10 protein-coding genes are annotated in these 24,265 nt (G+C 41.5%); 3 read left to right on the top strand and 7 right to left on the bottom strand.

Annotation, left to right across the window (positions count from 1 at the left end; genetic code table 11):
* Window positions 1-30 precede the first annotated feature (30 nt).
* From O0931_RS04305 to O0931_RS04295, 3 genes are all read right to left on the bottom strand, one after another.
* Window positions 31-1,833, bottom strand: coding sequence for a hypothetical protein (locus tag O0931_RS04305; protein WP_269414316.1), 1,803 nt, complete (start codon window positions 1,831-1,833; stop codon window positions 31-33).
* 925 nt (window positions 1,834-2,758) lie between these two features.
* The gene (locus tag O0931_RS04300) at window positions 2,759-3,415 is read right to left on the bottom strand and encodes a hypothetical protein (protein WP_269414315.1); all 657 of its coding nucleotides are present in this window, start codon (window positions 3,413-3,415) and stop codon (window positions 2,759-2,761) included.
* A gap of 416 nt (window positions 3,416-3,831) precedes the next feature.
* On the bottom strand, window positions 3,832-4,365 hold the full coding sequence (locus tag O0931_RS04295; protein WP_269414314.1) for an REP-associated tyrosine transposase: 534 nt from the start codon (window positions 4,363-4,365) through the stop codon (window positions 3,832-3,834).
* Window positions 4,366-4,733: 368 nt separating this feature from the next.
* Here O0931_RS04295 and O0931_RS04290 point away from each other — a divergent pair, with 368 nt between their 5' ends.
* Genes O0931_RS04290 through O0931_RS04280 form a run of 3 tightly spaced genes read left to right on the top strand, consistent with a single transcriptional unit; the run spans window position 4,734 to window position 6,098 of the window.
* Window positions 4,734-5,069, top strand: coding sequence for a helix-turn-helix domain-containing protein (locus O0931_RS04290; RefSeq protein WP_269414313.1), 336 nt, complete (start codon window positions 4,734-4,736; stop codon window positions 5,067-5,069).
* 8 nt (window positions 5,070-5,077) lie between these two features.
* On the top strand, window positions 5,078-5,398 hold the full coding sequence (locus O0931_RS04285) for a hypothetical protein (RefSeq protein WP_269414312.1): 321 nt from the start codon (window positions 5,078-5,080) through the stop codon (window positions 5,396-5,398).
* Between the two features lie 55 nt (window positions 5,399-5,453).
* Window positions 5,454-6,098 carry an OTU domain-containing protein gene (locus tag O0931_RS04280; RefSeq protein ID WP_269414311.1) on the top strand — a complete coding sequence of 215 codons (645 nt, stop codon included), beginning with the start codon at window positions 5,454-5,456 and terminating at the stop codon, window positions 6,096-6,098.
* Window positions 6,099-6,203: 105 nt separating this feature from the next.
* On the opposite strand, the gene O0931_RS04275 is transcribed toward O0931_RS04280, so the two are convergent.
* From O0931_RS04275 to O0931_RS04260, 4 genes are all read right to left on the bottom strand, one after another.
* Window positions 6,204-6,482: a hypothetical protein gene (locus O0931_RS04275; protein ID WP_269414310.1), complete on the bottom strand. Its 279-nt coding sequence runs from the start codon at window positions 6,480-6,482 to the stop codon at window positions 6,204-6,206.
* Window positions 6,479-16,318 carry an RHS repeat domain-containing protein gene (locus O0931_RS04270; protein ID WP_269414309.1) on the bottom strand — a complete coding sequence of 3,280 codons (9,840 nt, stop codon included), beginning with the start codon at window positions 16,316-16,318 and terminating at the stop codon, window positions 6,479-6,481. Before O0931_RS04270 ends, O0931_RS04275 begins: the two co-directional genes overlap by 4 nt.
* 634 nt (window positions 16,319-16,952) lie before the next feature.
* Entirely contained in the window at window positions 16,953-17,771 is an 819-nt protein-coding gene (locus tag O0931_RS04265; RefSeq protein WP_269414308.1) for a hypothetical protein, read from the bottom strand.
* 2 nt (window positions 17,772-17,773) lie between these two features.
* The gene (locus tag O0931_RS04260; RefSeq protein ID WP_269414307.1) at window positions 17,774-24,265 is read right to left on the bottom strand and encodes a hypothetical protein; all 6,492 of its coding nucleotides are present in this window, start codon (window positions 24,263-24,265) and stop codon (window positions 17,774-17,776) included.

The raw sequence follows: 24,265 nt of genomic DNA, 5'->3' as shown, positions 1-24,265 counted from the left end.
ACAATTCTAACCGTTAATACAGAATAAACGTTAATTCGTCAAATCACCCATTACTGCCCAAGTGTTGGTTGCCACTTTTATCAGCGTAATCGGCGCAAACTGAACCCGGCTTTTTAAGGCATTATCTGCCGACTGTAGCGTAACGCCTGAAGCGGCAACAACGGTTACCTGACCTGATCCCATCTGTCGAAGCAGAATCTGCGTACCTACCGGAAAAGCAACAGAAGCATTTGCAGGTACAGTTACATTATTTGCGGATGATACATTCTGCTGTACGAATTTTCCGGCGTCAGCCAATACCAGTGTATAGTTTGCTGTTTGCGTATTAATATTTACCGTTGAAAGGGCAGTCTGTACATAGGCAGTGGTCGCTAATTGAGTGGTATTGGTACCTGATGCTGCAGTAGGTGCCGTTGGTGTACCCGTAAGGGTTGGTGAAGCAGAAAGCACAACTGTTCCGGTACCGGTTTCATCTGTTAAAGTAGTGGCCAGTTGCGCCGAAGTAACAGAAGCAGATTTCGTGCTGTAAAGCGTATTAGTTCCGCTTGGCAAGGTATTATTGCTGGTAGCAGTAGTGGTTAAGGTGTTCGAAAAAGCACCTGAAGTTATTAATGATGCACCATCTGCAATAGTTAGCGTGGAACCATTTACAGGAGCAGTAATATTTACTTTATTGAACGAGGTAGCAGCTATTCCACCTGTCGTTTTTATATTCCCTGAAACTTCCAATTTTTCGTTCGGTGTCAGGTTTCCGATACCAACATTTCCGGACTGCGTAAGTGTGAATGCATCTGTATTGGTCTGTTCAGTATAAATACCAAAGTTATCTGTACCTGCATTTTGTCTTAACGCAATATCATATCCGTTTTGAGTGGCCATAAAAACACCCTGGCTATTTCCTGTTCCATTACGCCTCATATCTACCTGATAACTGCCATGGGAAATTGCATTTTCTCCCAATAGTAACTGGGTTTTAATCCTGGCCTCTCCATTAACATCAAGCAGGTATGCAGGGGTTGTAGTACCAATACCAACCCTGCGTTCTGCAGTATAACTTATTATTGGATTTCCTTGTCCAAAAAAACTAAAATCCATACGGTTCGAGTTACTTTGATCACCATTATACATAAAACGCCATTCTGCCGCATTGTTATAAGTTCCTGCAGTACCAAAACGAAATTGAGAAGTATTACCTGCAACAGTATTATTGGGGGCATAAAAGTGAGCTACTGGCAGATACTGATCTGTTCCGGGGTTGGAAACCTGAAGCAGGTTATTAAAATAACTCAACCCATTAACTGAAAAGGTTCCAACGAGCCCCAGATCGCCAGTTTTATTTTCATTGCCGGTTTTATGTAAAACCTCGGCATTAAGTGCTCTATCTTGTACAAAGTTGAACAGTTGCGTTCCAAACGACGTTGTTAAAGAATCAATGTTTGCTTTAGTATAATAATTACTCATATCAACTGGCGTAGCATCTTTCCAGGTTCCGGCCGTTGCATCATATATCCTAAACTTTTGGAGTGAAGTATTAAACAAAAACCGCCCGTTATAATTTGATCCGGGCAGGTTATCTCCATTGCTAAAAGGAATACCTAATGCGCCAAAACTGCTTCTTTTAACAAATCGTACCGCGCCATCGCTACCCCTCACCAAAACACTGTCTGCAGCATTACCTTCGGCAATATTTTTTATCAGTGTGGTACCATGCAGGGCTACCGTTCCGGTACCCGCCGGATTGCCTAAACGGGCACTATCGGCATTAAGCACAGCAATCTGACTATAAGCATTAAAGCCCGCTACTGAAAGCAGGAGCAGAAACAAATATTTCATCTTAGTTTTGGTTTGTTTGGTTAAAACGTTATCTAACAAATCTAATTTGCAGATAATTATGCACCCTTAAAAACAACTTTGATGAATCTCCGCAATTGCGTGTCGGAACTACGGTTTAGCCTGATGAAAGGAAATCGAAAAGGAGGTAATTAAAGTTCAAATACAAGGAAATATAAATTAGTTTTTTGAACTATCCAGTCTCCTAAAACAATTCCCCTACATTAACCCTATACCGTCATTGCGAAGCCGATTTTTCATCGGCTTCGCAATCTTTTATGCAATAACTTATTATTCTTTATGCCAAACTCCAAGGTGGTCGTTGCGACAAGGAACGACGAAGCAATCTATTTTAAATTTGCAGTTTTAAATAACATAAAAGTCTATTTAAGAACATTCCTGGCGCAAGCGTCTCGCTTGTGACGAATCATATATTTGAAAAGTTAATTATAAATCGAGACAATTACCGTTGAAGACCAAATCTATTACGCTATTACCGCTTAAGCACAAGCGGGACGCTTGCGCTAGAGTTATGAGCTGACAAGCTCGCGCCAGATGGGACGAATCATATATTCGTAAAACTAATTATTAATCGAATATTAATTAGCCTTTAAAAACCAAAATCTATTACCGTGTTAAAGCACAAGCGGGACGCTTGCGCTAGAGTTAATGAATAGAAAAGCTCGTGCCAGATTGCGGGATGCTAAGACTAGATGGGGTGCGCTTCAGTGATAAAGATTTGTTAAATCTGTTAACTTAAATTTATAAAGAAATAATCTGCGAATCTGTGGCTTAAATATAGATTATCATTCTTAATACGAGGCAAAGCCAGCACAAGAGCAGAATTATTTAGCACCTATCAAACTAGCCGGAAAGTGATCAAAAGACAATATTTTGCTTGTGCTTTATTACACTAACGCTATACTCATTAATAGGCTACGGTATTTTTACTTTGCGGATAGTTTATCACACCGTTCTGACTAATCATAACAAAGTCTATCACACTGTCATTTTCTGAAGTATTATGAATCGTGTAATCCTTATAATAGACAACTGTTGTTTTATCCACATCTAAAATACTATGCCTGATGATACGTGTAGATAAAGGGCTTGTCCCAGTACTTATATCTTCAAAAATTGAATATTGACCAATACCTGGTTGAGTAGTTGGTGTATCATCAATAACATCGACATCGTGATTCGCCGTTATTTTTAAGCTACCATTTTCGTCAAAAGCCATTGATAAAGCGATGTAATTTCCATTACTACCCTGAACATAAGTGATTGAAAGTACTTGTTGATAAGTGTTCGCCTTTTTTTGAATACCAAAGGCACTACCCTTTACAAATTTTTTACCAGGTTGTGATTTACCAACGCCATCATTATATAATCTCCAGGTTTCTGTATTACCAATTCTTGTAATCGAAACATCTGATTGCCCTACCGATAAATTAAGAAAAGCATAACCTGTTAGCAAATCGGATGCAACCGTTTTCTTTTTAGCGATTATACCATGTATCGCTGTTATTTGTGCCTGACTGCTTAAACCAATAACCAGTAAGAAAAATAATAATTTTCTTTTCATTATACTATTTTGCTATCCAATTAGACCTATATATTTGTTCCAGTTTAAAATAAATAGATTACCAATTTTATAAGCATTAAAGCCCGCTACTGAAAGCAGGAGCAGAAACAAATATTTCATCTTAGTTTTGGTTTGTTTGGTTAAAACGTTATCTAACAAATCTAATTTGCAGATAATTATGCACCCTTAAAAACAACTTTGATGAATCTCCGCAATTGCGTGTCGGAACTACGATTTAGCCTGATGAAAGGAATTTGAAAAGGAGCTAATTAAAGTTCAGAGAACAAGGAAATATAAATTAGTTTTTTGAACTATCCAGTCCCCTTCTGGCGCAAGCATCTCGCTTGTGACGAACCCCCCTCTGGCGCAAGCGTCTCGCTTGTAACGAATCATATATTCGAAAAACTAATTATTAATCATATCAATTGGCCTTTAAAACCCGAATAATCTCTTGCGCTACTATATAAATAGTGCATCGGTTCATCAACAATTCCAGAAATAACCGGATTATTATGAAGGTAATCAAGCTTTTGTTCCATCATATAATTATCCCATAGTTCAATAGCATGATTATCCTGCTGCCAAAACTGGAAACTTTCATTATTACTGTTTTTACTGCCCGCTCTTTGCATCATCCAAAGAAGCCATTCTTTTCTGCTTTCAACCGGATTTTCTGCTATGGCTTTTTTTAAGCATTTTGATGTAAAACCCTTGAAATCTCTAATAATATCTTCCATTTTTTCGCCACTAGAACCAATAATTAAATGAATATGGCTTGTCATGATGCACCAGGCATAAATTTCCAATCCCTTTTTCTCTTGGCAATATTTTAAATTATCAACTAAGATGTCTTTATACTCATTTCTTATAAATACATCTAACCAATAAACTACTGCAAAACTGATGAAATATAACTTGGTCTGGTCTCTGATTTTATATTTTACACTCATTACTTAAATATAAAATTTATTCAGATAATTAAATGCAATAAGCAAAGATACTCGCCTCAAAAAAGCTTAAGAGCTAAACTAACAAAGCATTTAAGCAAACGCTGGCGCAAGCGTCTAGCTTGTGACTAACAATATATTCGAAAAACTAATTATTAATCATATCAATTGGCCTTTAAAAACCTAAACCTATTACAATTTAAGCACAAGCGGGACGCTTGCGCTAGAGTTAGCGAGCTGACAAACCTATTACCGTTTAAAGCACAAGCGGGACGCTTGCGCTAGATGGGGGGCTATCGCATTTTTATCCGACACATAAGTTACCTATATTTGGTTATTATTAATTTATAACGCGTAAAAACGACCTATTTATGGCTTTTTCAGACAGATTGACCTTCGCCCGAAAACAGAAAAAAATAAAACAGAGCGACCTGGGTAAGGTTGTAGGTACTTCAGGCGACATCATCGGAAAGTACGAACGGGGGGAAAACGTACCATCAATAGAGGTGGCCGCAAAGATTGCAGATGCACTCGGCGTTACACTCGATTACCTCGTAAAAGACGGGGAATACGCACAGATTGACAACGACACTCTCAAAAAACTAAAAGCCATACAGGAACTCGACAGTGATACCAAAAGCCACGTATTTGCCGCGATAGACGCATTCATCAAAGCCGCTAAACTCAAGAACATTGCCGCGATGTAAATAAACCCATGCAGGACAAAAACGTACATATCGAGGTATTGGAGCAGCTGGCGGCAGGTGTTGACCCTGCAACAGGCGAGGTATTCCCTATCGATAGCCCTTACGGGCAGGCCCAGGTAATCAGGGCCCTGCGCTTTGCACTCAGCGAACTCAAAGCCCTCGCACAAAAAGGAAACCAGGGACAGCCATGGACGACCGAAGAAGATAAGGTTTTATTAAAACAGTTTAATCAAGGCACTAAGATTATAGAACTTGCTACTCTGCACAACCGTTCTTATAACGCAATTAAAGCAAGGCTGATTAAACTCGGCGAATTGCAGCAAAAGTAAATAGCCCGCATAAATTATTTTAAACAAAAGCAGAACGATTGCGATAAAGATGAAGATGACTTTAGATATAATCAAAACTTTTTTGACCTCCAATAAATCTAGTGAAAGAAGAAAGGGTGCAAAGGAAATTGCTAAGTATAATGTCGTTGAGCTTGGAGAAAGTCTATTTAACGCTTATTTAAAAGAATCCCAAAATACAAAAACATGGGAAACTCAAGTTGAAATGATTTTAGCTTTAGGTTTAATAAATTATAAAAAAGCACTTATAATAATCAGTAAAATAGTTTTATTAAATACACCTCATAGTATGGTAAGTTATGCAGGTGCACAAACCTATATTAGACTAAAACGAAGATCTTTAAAAGACGCCAAACCAATAATTGAATTATTAAAAACAGGCTCCTTATCCATAGTCGATGGAGCATTAAATCCACTTGGATATGACAAAATGATGCCTTCAGCAGAAGAAATAAAAACACTAATTAAATTATCTTGGGATTTACACAAGCATAAAGACCGTATAGGAAAAGAGCTTGCTTATTGTGACCCTAGATATGGATTAGCAGCTGCATGCGCTGGATGGAATAAACAATTAACTTTTGACTTCCTTAATCATTGTTTAGAAACATCAAACGGAGATACAGCATTATTAAATGTTGCAAAAAACTCCCTAAAACAAAAATACATTAAGCTTCGCTAGCTCCCTCAAGGAGAATAATTACCTTGAATTAGTCAAAACTAACCAACTGTCAGATTAAGTAGTGGCTATTACAATTACCTTGAGGATGCTAATTTATAAACCAAGTTAATTTTTTGAGACTACTATCCAAGGTTTTTCTTTCGTTTCACGAATAGCATTAAAACCGATAGGAATATCCGAAACCTCCAATATTGTTGGGTCAACTTTGATAATCTGCTGCAAAGAAACAACAACTATTTCAGATTCATCGATAATTTGACTACCCCAAAATTCCCAGGCACCGTCCTCATGATGAGCTATATAAACTATTGGACTATTATCGCTCATTACATACTTACTTGTAAAAACAGCTGTATTTAAGCTTTCTTTAAATGCTTTTATCATTGCTTTCGTCTTTGAGATTCCTTTTTCAAATTTTGTTCTTTAGAAACCACTCTTAAATTTCTATTGCTATTTGAACCACCATTAACTCTTTCTTCGACATGGTCTACTTCGGCCTGTTTCATATCAGCTTTACCTCCTTTAGGAACGCTCTTTGGCATATTTATAACACTTCCATCCTCATCACTTCTAAGTACTCCTCCGTTCATTTTTTTATTATAATCTAATATACGTTGTCGCTGGGAAGGCGTGGTTTCCATACCTGGGCCAACTTTCCTAGGTTCTTTTAATCCTGAATAATCTAAAGGTCCTTCCCATTCTTTTGAAGCCCTATTCCTAACTCTTCCTGTTGACAATCCGCCTGCAAACCCCTGAACAATAGCAGTCTTGACTTGAGTTGATTCAATTTTATCACTTAAACCATCAAGTACTGTACTTGTACTTGGCAGATTATCATACGACAATTTGTAAGTTGATTCCATTTTTGCCGCAACTGGAGCTATAATTAGATACTCTGTTGTATTATAGCTTACAATGTATTCCTTATAAGGATTTTTAACCTTTTCCCATAATTGAAATCCAAAAGCTGTATTGCCTAGTTCTGGTTTCCAAGTCCATTCTGAGAAATTTTCTGTAGAAGTCAACTTTAACGATGCAGCACCTTTTTTATCAAAATCCAATGAATAATGATACTTTTCCAACCCATCCAAATCAATAGCTTGAATTGGCGTATTACTCGCAAACTGATAAGGCGTTAACTCCGGATATTGATTAGCAATCGGATCCACACTCAAAAACCTTCCCACCCTCGGGTCATAAATCCGCATCCCGTAATCCTGCTGGTTGCCTTCGCCCTTCACCTCATTATCATTCTCCTTACCGTTAAATCCATAACGGTAACTACCCGCTAAATTAAACATTCTGCCCGGCATTTGAGCACCAAATGCATAGTAATCATTTGAGTGCAATACATCAGCTTCATAACCATTGCTGGTTTGCAAACGGTTGTCGCTTATTACCGCCATGGTATTGCCCAAATGGTTGGCCAATTCATAGTTGCGGTTACCCGTAAGGCTATTCAGGCTGGCACCACCTGCCGAATCGATATTCAGTTCCGGTTTCCACATCCCTAAGCGACTGCTGCCATATAGCTGCTGTTCTTTCCAGTTGTAATGGCCATTCGCATTGTCGTACACCGCCAGGCTGTTACCTTGTGCATCCCGTACATACCAGGTGGTTTTATTGTTGTACAATTTGCTTACCCGGTTGCCCGATGGATCGTACGTATATTGAATGTTGCCGTTCGCTTTATTAATTTGTTTTATTTTACCATAAACACTCCAGTCGATATTTGTGATGCCTTCTTTGCTGTCTTTTATTAAATTGCCAATCGCATCATAACTGTAACTGGTGTTGCCTTCCAGTTCACCTTGCTGCCCGCTGTTTACCGCATCATTTACCCCAGCCAGTTTGTTGTGTACCAATTGCCCTGCAGCATTTTTCGTGTAGCGATAGCTTAACTGGTCCATCACCTGCCCGATCGAGTCGTTTCTCATTAAGGCTAAGATATTTCCGTTACCATCGTAACTAAAATCTTCTTTATAATTATTGGTCAGGCTATTGCTCGTCCAGATACCTGTGCCGCTTAAGCCATGCTGGCGAAGGGCTTTCAAACGGTTTAACTGGTCGTATTTATAGGTGTAACCTACCGTTGCACCATTTTTTATTTTAGCTATCGCATAGGTACTGTTGCCGATGTTACCGTTGTACAGGTTTTTGCCGGTAATGTCACCTAAATTTTGCTGATAAGTAGAGGCAAAAGCCGATGCACTGCTGCCCCCAATCGGCTGGTAATCGCCGGCATAGTAACCCAGGCTATAACCCAAAGCATCTTTTGCGACTACTGTGCCATCCTGGCCCATATCACTTTGTGCACCATCCAGGTGTGTGCCGTTCACCCCTTTTAACCAGCCTTGTAAAGTATAGGCATAATCCATGCCCTGTACCAAAGCTAAACCTGGCCCCAGTTCCATACGGGCCAGTGGGCCGTGCAGGTAATACTGGTAACTGGCATCCAGTCGCCGCGTTGGGTCGTTCAAACTGCTGCCAAAACCATAACTTACGATATTTGCCTGGGTACTGCTCCAGGCTTCCGTTAAACGGTTCTCTGCATCATATTTATACTGGTAATAAAAAGCATCCGGTTTGTCGTGCTGATAAGCCAGTAAGTTTACTTTCCCGCTCACCAAATCATATTCATAATCCAGCGTTTTCAGTCCAAGCCCGTTCACCTGCTGGTAAAGCTTTTTAACATTGCCGGCCATATCGTAGCTATAATAGCTTGCATTGATAGCTGCTGAGTTCGGCGTTTCGCGGTAAATACTAGCCGCTACCCTTTTCCTTAAATTATTTTGTACCAGGCCGCTTGGCGTACCGTTTATTGCCGGTGCCGCTTCATCGTAAAGGGTTTCCGTTAGCTGGCTGTTATTGCCACTGGCCTGGAAATTGGTGATGGTGGTACCCGCCAGGTAGCCCGGGTCGGTCAGTACATTGGTGCCGGTGTGTTTCTGTCCTACTTCAGTGATTCGGCCCAAAACATCGTAACGGGTATAGCTGTAATCTTTGGCTGCTTCCTGTTTCGCATTCTGCGAAACCACTAAACGGCTCAGGTAATCGTACCAGAACTTACTGCTTCCGCCATCAGGTGTATACTGCTGCACCACCTGGTTGGTCGCATTGTAGGCATAGGTCGTCGGAAGCCCGTGTTCAGGGTAAATACCGGCCACCTGGCTCTCTTGCGTAGAGTTATAAGCAATGGTGGTTGGTCCGCCTTCTTGTGGTACGTTATAACGGTACCAGCTTAAAGCCGTAGTATCGCTCACCATAAAGCAGGTGTTCTCCGCATTAGCCTTAATTTCCGCTGCTGACATCAGTCGGTTTTCATACAGCCTTAAATGTTTCATTGCCGTAAAATTCCTCGGCATCCGCAATGGCATCGCATCAATGGCCCATGGGCAACCCGCTACCGGTTTACCACCAACCGGGTTATAGGCTTTACCATTTACAAAAATTTGTAAAGCACCGGTCGAAAGGTTATTCCCCTGTACCACTAAATGGGTCCAAGGTGCAAGCGGTAAAATATTACTTACATCAGCCGTTACCTGGTTGGTTAAATTGATGACCATATTGCCCGAAGCACTCTGGCTCAGACTGAAAATTTCTACATTCAGGTATTTACCATTCTGGCAGGCCTGTACCATGTATTTCAAGTCGGGCGTGGCCGCAATAAACTGTCGGCTGCCGCTGAAATCGCTGTACAGCCACATTTCCACCGCGTTCGATGCGGTTGAGCTTAATACCGTCGACAGTTTCTGTAAAGCGGCATCTTCATCTGAAACCGTATTTGGCCCGTTATAATTACAGGATATATTACCCGCAGCGCGTACTTTGGCTACAGTTGCCAACTCATTCGTATTCAGGAAATGTACGCCTTCCGGTGGAATGGTGCGCACCAGGTTCCCGGCCAAATCGTAATAATAAAGCGTGTAATGAAAAATCTTTTGCCTGCTGCTTACGCTTACCTCGGCCCGGGCAGCGGCACAGATGCTGATATAAGATTCCTGGAAGGTACGGCGGGCTTCGGTTAGGTAATCCAGGTATTCCCTGCTGCCATCGCCATGGGCCCGTTCGATAAGTGTTTTGGCACAGGCATACCGGTCTTCGGCTGCCTCAGTATATGGAGGAAGGTTGCACAACTGGGTTTGAGTACTTTCACCAAAATTTCTGTAATCATCAAAACTCAATGTAAAGCCCCATTTCTGGTTAAAATAATTGGTTACAATGGTTTCGGCATTGTCCATGGTCTGGGAAAATTGCGGCCCAAAAGCAGCAATCAATTCGGTATAGGCAATGCCCAGTTCATCCTTACTTACGCAGCCTTTAAAGCCAGGGATTAAAAACTGCGGCAATACCAAATCTTTTTCCAACAGGAATTTACAGTTATCGCAGCCTTTTAATAGGAAGCCAACTTCTTCTGGTGAGAGGGTCATCCTTTGACCAAACTGGCTTTGCAGTAGTGCATAAAAATCGGCCTGGCCCAAATGATTAGGGTTTAGGTTGGCCAGCATTGTGCATAGTTCCGTATTGGTGGCACTGATAACCACTTCGGTTTGCTGAGGCACTACTTCATAAGGATATGGACCTGAAATCAGCCATGGATTTAAGGTAGGCGTGAAATCGCTGATGCCGGTCACCGCTTTGATAACCTCGCCAAAAGTACGGCAACTTGTATTGCCAACCAGTATAAACTTACCCGGAGGTAAAGTAGTCGCCCCATAAATATGGGTACTATCGCTGGCCAGTAAACACAATTCTTTTAGTTTAGAACGAAGCAGTGCAGTAGTATCTGCAGAATAATTTTTCAAGCCTTCGGCTAAGTTAGTCATCCACTGTTGCGATTGCCCTTCTGCCGCATCCTCATACTGCTGGGCTTGCAATACACGGCCTTCGGCTACCATTGAATCTACGTTTAAAGCATTGGGATCTACAGCGGCTGCCTCCGGGAAGTGCGAAAATTTCGTTTTTAAATAATCAGGACAATTTGCAGGGTTCGGATTAATTGGAGGATTTAAAACAGTTCCTGCACAAGAAGTCGTTTCCGAACAAAAGGATGCACCGCTGATGCTTTCAATACATTCCAATGTTCGTGTTTCTACATTGCAAATGTTAGACTCATCATTATTTGTAGAAGTTTTTAAATTATACAAATAATGTGCTATCGTTTGCCCGGCCGGAATCGTAATGTCGACGCTATTAGTAGTCGTTTCAACCGGAAGACCAAATACACGCACCGTATATTTAACCCGAACGGTAACATCCTGCAGCAAGCTTGCCGGTTGCCCGTTACTATCCTTTAATGCAATGGTTGTTTGATACATCTGATCTGGTGCATCATTTTGATAGGTACATGCTGATGGAACCGGACCATAAAATTCATCAAGCAGGGTTACACAAACAGATGGTGCCGTTAATGAATTAACATTAGGGCTTGAACTTTCGGCCAACATTGCCGAACGCATACTTTTACCTTGTACAGAAGCTGTTCCGCCGCCTCCATATATACTCAACAGGGTTTGTGCCTCCCTTGCTTTGATGGAGTTTTCCTGCGGAATGTATTTAGCCACATAAACATTCCTGAATATCGAATAACTGCCCTTTGTACCTTCAACAGCAAAATAAGGTTTAAGTTCCGCTGCATCAAAAAGTTCAGCTTTAACAGCCTGGCCTTTTGCAGCGGTTGCTTTTTCAGGAGCCGCTTTAGTGATGGCATAAATAAACTTAGTTTTATAATCGGCGAGGATAAGTTGATTATCCTGCTTACTGGCTTCCAGTTCGGCCAATGCATCTTCTGGTTTTACCATTGATAAATCGACATTCATCCGTATTGCTTGCTGCATGACTGATGAAACGGGTTGTACCGCCATAGAAGCATTAGTTGTTTTACCGGCGGATCTGAACTGAACGGTACCATTATATTCGCCAAGGCAGGTATTTACCCATACATTATCGAAGGTAATAACAGCCGAAGTATTGGGTAAACTAACAACTAAACAGTTATAATAAATCTGGTAAGAATTACCGGTGTTGCAATCTAACGGCGGCGGATCATTTTCCGCATAACCGGATATGACCCGGTGTACATCGCTGATATTGCCAACCGTATTTTGATAATATACGGATCCGGAACCACTTTCTGCATATAAGATTGCACTCCCATTTCCAGAACAGTCTACATTAAAATTTTCAGTACAGGTAATTTGCCATACGTTATTAAACTGCGTCGGTACAGAAGAGAATAAGACATTAATGCAAGGACGAAATACCATTTGTACTGTCCCGTTTGCACAATACGGACTGGCATCGGGCGGTACAGAAGCGTTTCCGCTAATAAAGGTGTGGGTTTTTCGGGTACCAATTGCGTAATTCGTTTCCCTGAACTGGTTTGTAGAAAGTTGCTCCGCTTCATAAAAAAAGCTCAATGTTGCACAGGTAGGTGGCTGCTCTGTATTTCCGGCATTAAAGCGGTACCAGTCCATCGCCGTATGGTCGGAAGCAAGGAAACAAGCGCTTGCCGCATTTGTCCTGATTTCATCAGGGGTCATGTTCCGGCCGCTGTACAAGCGCAGGTGATGGATGGAGCTTAAGTTTTCAGGCAAATTCAGTGGATTACTGGTAATCCCCCACGGACAGCCCGCGGAAGAGGCTTCCGGAATGCCTGCATATTGCTTACCATTTATCCAGAGTTCCAGTTCGCCGTTTGCCGAATTTAAGCCCTGTACGGCCAGGTGCATCCAGGGTTTTATAGGTAACAAATCACTAATGTCGGCCGTAATGTGGTTGGAAAGCACGATACCTACATTATCAGGTGCAGTTTGCTTTAAATGAAAAATATCCACACTCACCCGGCTTCCGTTAAAGCAGGCCTGCATCATGTATTTAACATCGGGCGTAGCCGCAATAAACTGCCGGCTGGTATAATTGGTGCTGTACAGCCACATTTCCACAGCGCCCGAACCATCGGTATCAAGCACATTAGCGAGTTTCTGCAGCGCAATGTTTTTATCAGAATTTACCGTTGGCCCGTCATAAATACAATCAGACGGTGTCTGCGGAACCGGTACTATCGCAATTGGTTCGCCAATAGTACAGCTATTGCTTTGCGCACAACGTTGTTGCCGAAGCTCGTTAAAGTAACGCAGTTTGGCTTCCAGGTACATCCCTTTGTACAGGTTCCATTCACGATCTGCCACCCGGCAATCTTCAACCGGGCTGCAATTATTCCAGAGGCCTTTGTAAATATTGTTGGTGCTTGCGGTCGTATCTGCGCAATACAACTGAAAATCAACAAAGCCGGAAATATTTTTTACAGATAAATCATTTGCACCTAGTATACGTATGCTGTATTCGGTTAAATCAGTAACGAAATTGGTTTTAAAGCTACTGCCTGCCCCGCCCGCATTAAAAAATGGATCGGCATTGGCAAGCCAGGAGATGGTATTGCGATTATACGTTATACCCATTTTTTGAGCCAGTTCCGTAACAGAGGTAATCTCCTCAATTTTTGCATCCCATTTCACGGATGCGCTGTTATCATTACAAAATTTAAGTTTACAGTATTCCGGGTGGAAGGTTAAAAATTGCTCCGCCCATGCTGGTTGCCAGTATTTAAGTAAATCGGCTAATGTAAAATCTGCATCATAGGGTGAAAAAGTTCCGCTGCCATCTTCTTTGTTGACCAGTGTGGCAAGCCGCAAGGGATCTGAGGTGTTCGTTAGTACATCAAATGCGCCATGGCGGAAGAAGGTGAATAACAGGTTCGAAGCCGGTTCCATTACATTTCCGGCAGCATCAAACAAAGCAAACTGGCCACCCGGGTTAATATCGGCAAGCATGGCTGTTCTATAGGTATCGCAGGGCGAAGGTTGCAGGTTATCGCAATTGTTATGAAATGCAGTGGCTGAAGAAAGCAGGTTATCATATAAGCCATTGATGTAAGCATCATAATAGCTGGTGGTATCACCCAGCAGGCGCATCTGTTCATTAAACATTGCTGTAAATTCACTCCTGGTCCCCAGCCTCTCCAAGGCCGTTTTACAATCAGAAAAACAATCAATAAACCGGGCGGAATCCAGTTGTTTAAGGATAAAATCTTCCTTACGCTTCACTGCACCGTTAATTTGACCTAAGCGAATGTATTCATCTGTAAAATTTTCAATAACGTTTTTGCTTAAAGCAAATTCAAAGGTCACGTAATAGGCGCCTATTTTTTGAAAATTCACTTGTATACTATCGGTATGCAATCCGGTATTGGTAGAATCAGCCAGCATCGAACCGATTTTTATCGGCGTACGGTTAAAGTAAACCGGTGTATCGCAATCGTTTTTTACCTGTATGGTTAAATCGTAATAACAATTGCTGCAGGGCTTAAATGAAGTATTTGGGTAGCGGCTAATGAGTTTTTGTATATTGTATTTTAACATACCTGCACCATTCATGGTGGCCATGTAGGTTGTGGTAGCCTTGAGTTTCAGGCTGCTGGCGTCGAAATTAAACTGCTCCGGTTTTAACAGCTGGCTCGTTTGTAATTCATCAATGCTATTTTTTGAATTTAAAGCCAGCGAATCCAGGTTATGCGGATTATCCCCGGCCAGGGCAGTTGCAATGGTTTTACCGCTTGCATTCAGATAGCTGATGCTCAGCTGCCCGTTCGGATCCATCACCATATTTTTAAGGTAATGCTCGGCATAACCCACATCATTCCCGAAAAGCCGATCCAATTCCCATTGCTCGGGTTTCCCATAGTAATATTTCGTGGTATGGCTGTTTACCGAAGCATCGGGCTGGAAAGTCCGCCCAACGCCACCCTGAATTTTTATCCTTCCGGTGTTGTCCGGTGTATACTGGGTAACGGAAAGCGGATAACCCAGCGCATCCGGAATGTAGTTGTTGTAAAGCTTTAAACTTCTAAAATCATTTTGAGGTGAATAATACCTGGAGGTGCCGGATAAAGTGCTTAATGGCCCCGGTAATGGTTCACACAAAGTGGTATCGAGATCAATAAAACTATAAGGCTTTCCATTCAGGTTTTTGTTCAGCGCCGGGAAATAATGTAAAGAAGCTAAAACACTTTCTTTTATCGGGGCAGGCAAAATACTCATGGCTGCCCGTCCGAATTCGTCGTAAATATTTTCCTGCACAACAGCTACACTATCTGAAGTGTTAAGGGTAACGGTTTGGCGCCCCCTTAATGAACCGTCAAAATAACTCACCACCTCCTTCTTTTTACCCTCTTCGGCATAACTGGCCGAATATTGCCAGTTTAAATTTTGCTCGTGCCAGTTTAAATCCCAGATGGCATATTCTTCACTGTTGTCTTTTTTATAAAACCAGTCGCCCTCTAACCGGAATCCATCGGTCGTATACTGAACCTGCCTGATGCGTGCCGCGATATATTTAGCGTTAAACAGGAGCGAAATCCGGTAATCATGTCCAGCCGTCGTAATGCGGGTTGCATTGTTTCGGAACAATTCTGCAAGTTCATCATTAGATAAGCTGCTATTCCCGTTCTTCATCGAAGTAGCCAGCGTAGCCCATTCTGAATCTTCATCAATACTTACCCACTCCAAATCAAATTCTTCTGAGCCAAGTATCGCCTGCCAGGAAAGCGACAGATAATTTCCGGTAATACCCGACCCCGCATTTACCCCTCTTTGCAAGTTTCCGCCCGACTTCTCCGTTTGCCCGTCGAGGTTAATAAACAAGAAGGGCTTAAATGCATATTTACGCTCAATTAAAATGTTACTGCCTAACTGAAATACCGGGGGCAGCTGGTTGCCGAATTCAGGCGAACTAAGGTCTAAAACAGTCACCTTTACCCGATAACCATCTTTAAAAGTATAAGTGGCCAGACCATTATAAACTGAACCACCTTGTTTTTTATAGTTTACAAACAGGGTGGTTGAATCAATAACGGTAGGTGAAACCTGGTTTGGCTGCTGAAAATATTCGATTTTAATTTTAACCCGGCAGCTGAAATCCCGGCTTATCTGCTGCTCGTCGATTACCCTCAGGTAAACCGTATTCTGTACGGTAATGTTCGAAATTTCAGCCCAGTTAAAAAGCGGGTTCCTGAATTTCTCATCCTTTACAACCAGTGTATCATTTACCTTTAAACTCCCTTTTATAAAGTTTTCATAAGGTTCTGTTGCAGCAAAACAATTCGCCGCAAAAACCGCTGTAAAAAAAACCGCAAATATTAGTTTAGCAAGAGCCTTAATCATAATCTTATTATTTCCCAATCCGTTTTATCTGTATTCGTTATAAACCGTTTAAACTTCATTCAAATGTTTCATCTTCATTGTGCTGATTCCTGTTTCAACAGGACATTTAGTTGTTTTCGTCAAATCTTCATTTCCACTCCACTGCTTGCACAATGTCAATTGTATAAAGTAACTCATTATGTCAGCCTGAGCCTGTCGAAGACCCTTTCGTAATCCAACTTCCCCCAGTCTGTGTCTCACAGACCGGAGTCTTTAAAGCTGGTCGGTGAGACACCAACCAGTAGCTTAATCTTCATTTCCACTCCACTGCTTGCACAATGTCAATTTTGTAAAGTAACTCATTATGTCAGCCTGAGCCTGTCGAAGACCCTTTCGTAATCCAACTTTCCCGGTCTGTGTCTCACAGACCGGAATTTTAAAGCTGGTCGGTGAGACACCAACCAGTAGGTTAATCTTCATTTCCACTGCTTGCACAATGTCAATTGTATAAAGTAGCTCATTATGTCAGTCTGAGCCTGTCGAAGACCCTTTCGTAATCCAACTTTCCCGGTCTGTGTCTCACAGACCGGAATCTTTAAAGCTGGTCGGTGAGACACCAACCAGTAGATTAAATATTTTATTTGTACCGGCTTGTTTAAAGCAGGTTAATGAGCTCATATTCTTTAAAAGCAGCATTTAATACCCAATTTCCCTTTTCTTTCTGAACATACTTCTGAATTGGGTATTTTTCAATGCCCGAATGTTTTTCAATCTTTTTAAAAGTAATTTCCAACTGGTTATCCAGCTTATCATCTTCCGGATTTTGAAAATTGCTCATACGGCAAAAGATTTTTTCGGGTTGCAGGGTTTTCGTATTAAAAGAAACAGAATAGGCTTTACAGCTTACATGGTTAGGATTTGTAAGAGCAAGTGTTGTACTTTCGCCCTGCACTTTTTCCTTTAATTCATAACCTTCTTCTTCTATACGGTTAAGTAAGTTACCCACATCAGCAATTGCCGGTAAAGCCCCATATTCTTTTGGTGCAGAAATCATAATTTTTTTAATTCCATGATCAACATAGATGCTTAAATCGTCATTATTAATGGTCTCAACCTGCCCTAACCTGTAATAGAATGCCTCGCCTTTTTTGCTGAAAATATAATCTGCTGCCTCGATGCGATCGGTTGAATCAGCACCGTTACCTGCATTAATAATGCCTTCGATAAAAAGTTCATCCTGGTTGAGCGACATCTTATTGCACACTTCTGACAGCAATTTAATTTTCACCGGGTCTGGCTTGGCCGAATGGTAAAACGATTCAACCGGAGCCTTTTTAACAACGGTTTTCGAATCGTTCCTTCTAAAAGATGCCCAACCGAAAATGGCAAAACCACTCAGCATCACAAAGCATGTTATTGCGATAAAATTTACTTTTTTCGCCAAAGCAGATACATATTTTTTTATAATCTCCATCTTTATAAACTTGTAGTTGTATTTACACCTTTACGGTAAGAAGAACGGTTCTCTTTTATGGTCACAATGCCTCTTTCTGTTTCTTTCTTTACCCGCACCAGCGAACCTTCATCATCATATTCATAAAAAGTAGCAAATGCATTTTCATCCAGTTCGGCCATTAACCTGTAATTTCGTTCATCATATGCATAGGATTTCATGTGCGCATCATATGGGTGTATGCGGATATCATCCAGGTATATATTACTTCCGATAGAAGGACTGATATTCAGTGAATAGCTGCCGGCCACTCCACCAGGAATGTTTATCGTTCCTTCCAGTAATTTCCAGCCTTCTACAACTGCTTTACAGGTTAAAGAAATTGCATTCCCTGCAGATGAAGCGTTAATATTTACATTCCGGTTCAGCGGCTGATTATCTTTTATCCATACACTCAGAATATACTTGCCCCCGGTTTTAGGCTCAAAGCCACGCGGGTACAAACCGGTGCCGGGCAGCAGGGTAAATTCATTTTTATTGCTTCTGCCCAGGTATGTACTGGTTTGCTGTTGCTGCGTGTGTTTAATGGTTTGAATTTTAATGCCTGTTGAAGGAATTAATAAAGCATAATTACCACTGTGCGACACTATTCTTGTTCGGGCAGAGATAAGCGGACTGCCGTTAGCCAGCGTAAATTCTTTAGTGGCATTCGTATCCGGAACACTGTTCATCCTCAGTACATCTTCAAAACTGTTCGCATAAATTTCACGTCGCATGGCATTAGATGCCACAGCAGCAGGCATTTGCCCGGCAAAATCAAATGAAGCCGCACTATATCGGTCAAGCGCATCCTTATTTTCAGCCTCCTGTCCATACTTATCGTATTGCGTAACCCGGTTGGTTGCAATCCAGGTTGAAGATTGCAGGTTTACACCCCATTCCGTACTGCTTTTTTTAATGTAATAAGACATGAAGGTTTTTAAAAACCCTGAATTGGAAACATTGATACCTTTTTTACCGGCGGCAAAAATATTATCGTACTGCCGGTTTTCCTGGTAAACATTTTGCGAGGCGACCCGCCAGTTGCCTTTAAAACCATTTACAAAAGGGTTAAAGAAATTTTCATTACCGAAACGCCAGGTTTTAATGCCATTTATTGTGCGGAAACTCTGTAATTCCGGATTTAGGATAGCGGTTCTCGTAGAAAAAAGTATTTGTAAATTTGCTGCACTGTTCACATGCACCAGGCTCTCCAGGCTATTGTTGTAAATTTCCAGTGCGATACTCGCCGGGTTATTGGTATCCGAATTGTCATCCAATATGTTGTTATAGCCACCTATCTCTACTTCATGCGTTCCTGCAGTAAGGTAAACCGGATGTAATTGCCAATAATATAAATGATTTTCAACATCTACAGAAACCCCATCAACTTTCATGTTAAAAAAATCATCGCCTGCATAGCCGAAATAATATATTTTAGACTCCGGCACGGTAAAACTGGCTTTGAAACCAATAGGCTCTCCAATGTTATTTACATTAGGTTCATTCAGCCACACACCAACCTGGTTTAGCCGGGTATTCAGTACCGGATTGTTAAAATAGTAGTAAGGTTCACCACAGTAATCTGAAGATATTTCGCCTTCACAAAAATTATATAATCTTGTTTGTAAAGCGCCGTAAGCTGCGTTTGAAGGTCCGTTTTTGAAAGTGAATACTCTTGATGTATTTTCCACAACACTGCTATTCTGGCCTGTACCATCTACCGGCCATTCATCGCCATAGGTGGTAGACGAGGCCGATATCACTTTCAGGTTACCCAATGCAACCGCATCAGCAAGCGAAAGCTTTCCGCTTCGTATCGGGTTGTTCATACAGGTAATGCTTTGTATACCGGCTGTTAACTGGTTACGATAACCTGAACGGATGAGCTTAAACTGGTGGTTAATAGCTGCTCCGGTAATCGATGAAAGCCGGCTACCATGTATATCAATCAAAATCTTACCACTTTCAATTCCGGTTTGCCCATCAATTTCCTGGCGGTTATCTACAACCCAGTACCGCAATCCGGTACCGAGGTTAACCAGTTCATCGCCCTGGGTAAGCAGTGTCCAGTAGCTTTCATTTACTTCATAAAAACTATTCAGGTTTACGTTTCGAAGGATTGCCCCCTCATTTTGATAGGCGCCGCCCATTTTACGGTAAGCCCAGTAAGCAGGAATATTTACGGTATAATAATCCTGGTTAAACTCATTCTGGGTCCGGGTAATTAAGGCTTCCCCGGTTAAACCATCGTACGCAATATTTTCTACTTCTATTGTAGAACCGTTTTCCCGCTTAATCACTTTTGACAGGATTCCGGTGGTTGTGGTTACCTTCATGGCACAAGCCGATCGGAATAACTTATATTCGTTATTATTGCCAGAAGGAAGATGCGGGATTGGAATAGGAATAAAACCAATTGAAATTACATCAAGCCCAAAGTTAACTGTCGTTCCGAGATTGGTTGTTTCCTGTTCCCTGAAATCGGTAAAAAATTCGATATCCCGGCCGACAACTTTTGGACTCACCGCTCCTGAAACATCAACAACCTGCACCAGGTTATTCAGTTTGAGTTCGGTTGCATCAGGCTTCTCAACCTGGTATTTATATTCGGTTGAAGAAATTTCGGCGCCCGATTGATTAAAAATGCGGTTCGCCTTTGGCTTACCGTGCATGTCATTAAGCTCAATGCTGTAACCTTGCGAAAGCACCATTTCTTCAACAGTTTGTGTACGTATTAAAGAATATTGGTTAGATGGCTTCGGGTTATATCGGTTCATATCCGAAACCCTTACCCTTACCGGAAAATCTTTTGCCGTATAAAACTCATTGGTCACAAAGCCTGTTTTAGGGAATTCGGTAACGCCTCCGTCTGCTTGCAAATCCCTTACCGTTACCTTACTATAACCAACGCTCGGTGCCGGGTAAAATGATTCGGCAAAAGGCGCCTCCAGTTCAAAATAATTGTTTATAGCCCCTTTAATGCGCTGTATATAAGGAACAGGTTGCTTAAGGGGGTTCTCATCATTACCTACTGAGGGTTCGTAAGTGGCCACCCCGCTACTGATCTTTTTGCCATCAACAAGCGTTGTGTAATCATAACTTTGCCCATACGTACCATCAGGAACATCATTCCCGGTAAAGCCATGCCAGTTATCATTAATGGATATTTTTTTTACCCGGGTGCCACCACCAATTTTAAAGCCAGTGCGTTTGGTAATTTTTGCAAAGCTCTTACTCAAATCAATTTCACTAGCATACCCCCTTTTATTGGCTTTCTGGTAGAAGTTTTGTTTCAGCTCGGCCAGGTTACCGGCTGCACTTACAATGGCTGAAACTACAGTTCTTACACTACCTCCGGTATTATCACCAATGCGGTTTTGAAAGCCCGGATAAGCATAACGCGGGTATTCATTTTTAATGCGTTGCCAGGCTGCTGAACGTATCGGGTTAGTAATAACGTTAGCTTCATTAACCGTTTCAAATTTAACCAGGGCAGAATCATTTCTTATCTGTACACTATTTACTTTGCAATATACCGGTACAAAATCATGGTCTTTTCCACCACTTGGCGCATTCGACGTACTGACTTTAACATACGATTTGGTATATAAATAATCAGATTCATTGAGGTAATTCCTTTTAAACCATCTTGTTACATCTTCACCCGCTGCTGGCAATTCATTAATCTTGACACGTATGGTCGATGTACCCACCAGGTTATTGCTGCCCACCATATCAAAATGAACCATTTCCATTGCGCTCTTATCCTGCACATAGGCGTAATCGTCGGCCTCATAATTTACTTCTATTTTTCCGCCGGATGGAAGCGTTATCGATTGAAGCAACCAGGCACCCGCATTTGCATCTGCAATGGTTTTATTTTGTTCACTATAAGGGTATTCCTCGTTCGTTAAATTACCCGGATTACCGGCTGCCGTTTTATAGCTTCCCCAACGGTCAGTCATCATATTGGCGTAAGCGATATTCGTATTTGTTTGCGCGGCATTATAATTAAAAACATAAGGATGATTGGCGCCTTTATGGGTGAGGCCGTATTCGAACCATACACTGGTTAAAGTAAGTTTACCCTGGCCTGCATCCATACCATTTGGTACATTTGGGCAGAGCTCATAAGAATAATTGAACTTAACCACCTTAATGGGTTTAATAGTATCGGCTTTTGAATATAAGCGTATCTCTTTAAGGCATTTCTGACGGTTATCCGTATCTGGTGTGCCTTTCAAATCCCTAACACCAAGCGCATCTCTTCTGTCGGTCGTAATAAAATAAGCAATTTTGGTTTTAGATTCTATAGTATGTACATAACAGATCTCTTTTTTACCAAAAATAATCGAAGCTTTATCATCATCTGGGTCGGCAAGCATTGCCCGGTTTAGAGCAGCTGTATTTTTTACCTCGCCATTAAATTTTTGCTGGTATGGTGTACGCCAGTGATAGTCAGAGATTTTAGAATAATTAAATTTAATGGCTGTTCCATTATCATCAGCTGAAATTCCATCCCCGGTTTTGTCTACATAATCCGGCGAGAGCAGGCCGGTAAGTAAGTAACTATAAGCATATGGCGACTGGCTCTCTTTGTGATAATAATGATCAATTCCTTTATATTTTACAATACCACCTGTACCCATCGACACCAAACCATCCTGGCTTTGATAGCCGCTGCCTACCGCAAAAGAATATTCTTCATGTTTCAAATTGTAAACCGGCATGCCATACACACTGCGCTGTCCATTCTCATTATTGACCGTAATTTCAGAAATGTGGTGTTTCTTTCTTTTATCACTAACCCTTGATTCGCCTGCCTGGTAACCAAGCGAATGTCCTGCAGCTGGCTTAAAACTACCCTCCTGGTTAAAAGGATAGGTTTTTATAGTTTTATCTAAGCCACCCAGGCTGGCTTCACCTGCAGTTAAATAGGAAATGGCAGTGGTTTGTACCTGCCTGGTATTTTTTTCTATTTTATCATAAATGGGGCTGATATTACTGGATACACTGGTCTGATTTAAAAAAGCGGTATTTGCCGTCTTTCCCGAAGTTGATATCCGAAGTAAAGAATTGGATAATAACTTATTGGATAGGCTGGCATCTTCAATATTTTTTTCATCTGCCTTACGGAAAAATACATGCTGCCGGCGCGGATTTGATAAATCCTCGTTCTGGAAATCGCCGTTTTGAAGGTAACCGTTATTGGCTGTCCACTTCCTCCCAATACTTTTAGTGGTTTGCTTGAAAAAAGTGACACCTGAGTGGAAATACTTACCAAAGCCTACGTCGTATCCAGCAGTTAGCACACCATTTTCATCTGAAGTTTCATTATCAAAAAAACTACCGGTTCCGCCCCTGTACAACCTGAATTGTCCTGATCCATTCTGGCTGTTGTAGGTGAAAATATCCGGCGTATGTACCGGTATAGCCAGGTTAGGTAGTTCGGGAATCACCGGATTTTCCTTTTCCCGGATAAAATCCATTACCGCATCGGGCTTATTTTTACCAAGTTCGGCGTATAAAAAACCATAGCCCGGATTTTTCATTAAAGGATTTTTAACGGAACGAACCGTTTTATAGCCTGTACCGCCACCGCTAAAATAAAATCCATAAGCGGCTACGCCAGCGTTGAAACTAAAAGATTCATAGTTTGTTTTATAAGGAATCTGAACCTTAGGCATAACGGGTTCCGTATTGAAAGATACGATTGGTGCAGAAATATTATAATTTTTATAACTTGCGCCAAAATTAAGGGTTTTAAGCCCCGACCGGCTATTATAGCCTAAAGAAGCGCTAAGACCAGCAAGTGATGTAGCCTTTCCCTTGCTATTTTCTGATAAGGATAGTGATACATTTGGACTAACATCAACCCCGCTCGCAGTATTAGAATTTACACCAATCCCCATACCAGCGGTAAGCATATTATCATTAACCAGAGAAAATGACATGCCTGCATTCGCACCTATTTCCGCACCTATACCGGTATAATTATCGCTGAAAATACCAAATGTAAGAGAGCCTGATCCGGTAAACCGACCACCAATTTCTGCTTTTGCGTTTATTTTTCCACCTACCGTTACTTTAGGCTTGACATAATGTTCGGTTTCAATTTCATCACCGGCAAAATCATCGGGCATACCTCTTAATTGCCTGTTAATTCCACCAACATTCAGGTTCCAGCCTAAGCCTACCCAGCTCGCCTCATCATCCATACCCACACCCGACTGGTAATTCAGGTTAATCGGATAGCCATCTACATCCATTAAGGGAATGTTATACTTAAAATCACCACTAAAAATATCAACCATGTCCGATACACCCGCAGGCTGAAAAGACTGCGCCTCAGGCTGGGAAGGGCCTGAGGTTAATGCAAAAGTACCCAGGGGCAGAAAAAGATTAAAACCCCAGGTCAGGAGTAATAATGTCGCAATTCGCCTGGTTTTTGTCCTTGTAAAAAGCTTATTCAT

Origin of the sequence: Pedobacter rhodius, from assembly GCF_027213645.1 — a bacterium.
GTDB lineage: Bacteria > Bacteroidota > Bacteroidia > Sphingobacteriales > Sphingobacteriaceae > Pedobacter > Pedobacter rhodius.
The sequence above is the reverse complement of the archived record's forward strand: the minus strand, read 5'-3'. Positions and strand labels throughout refer to the sequence as shown.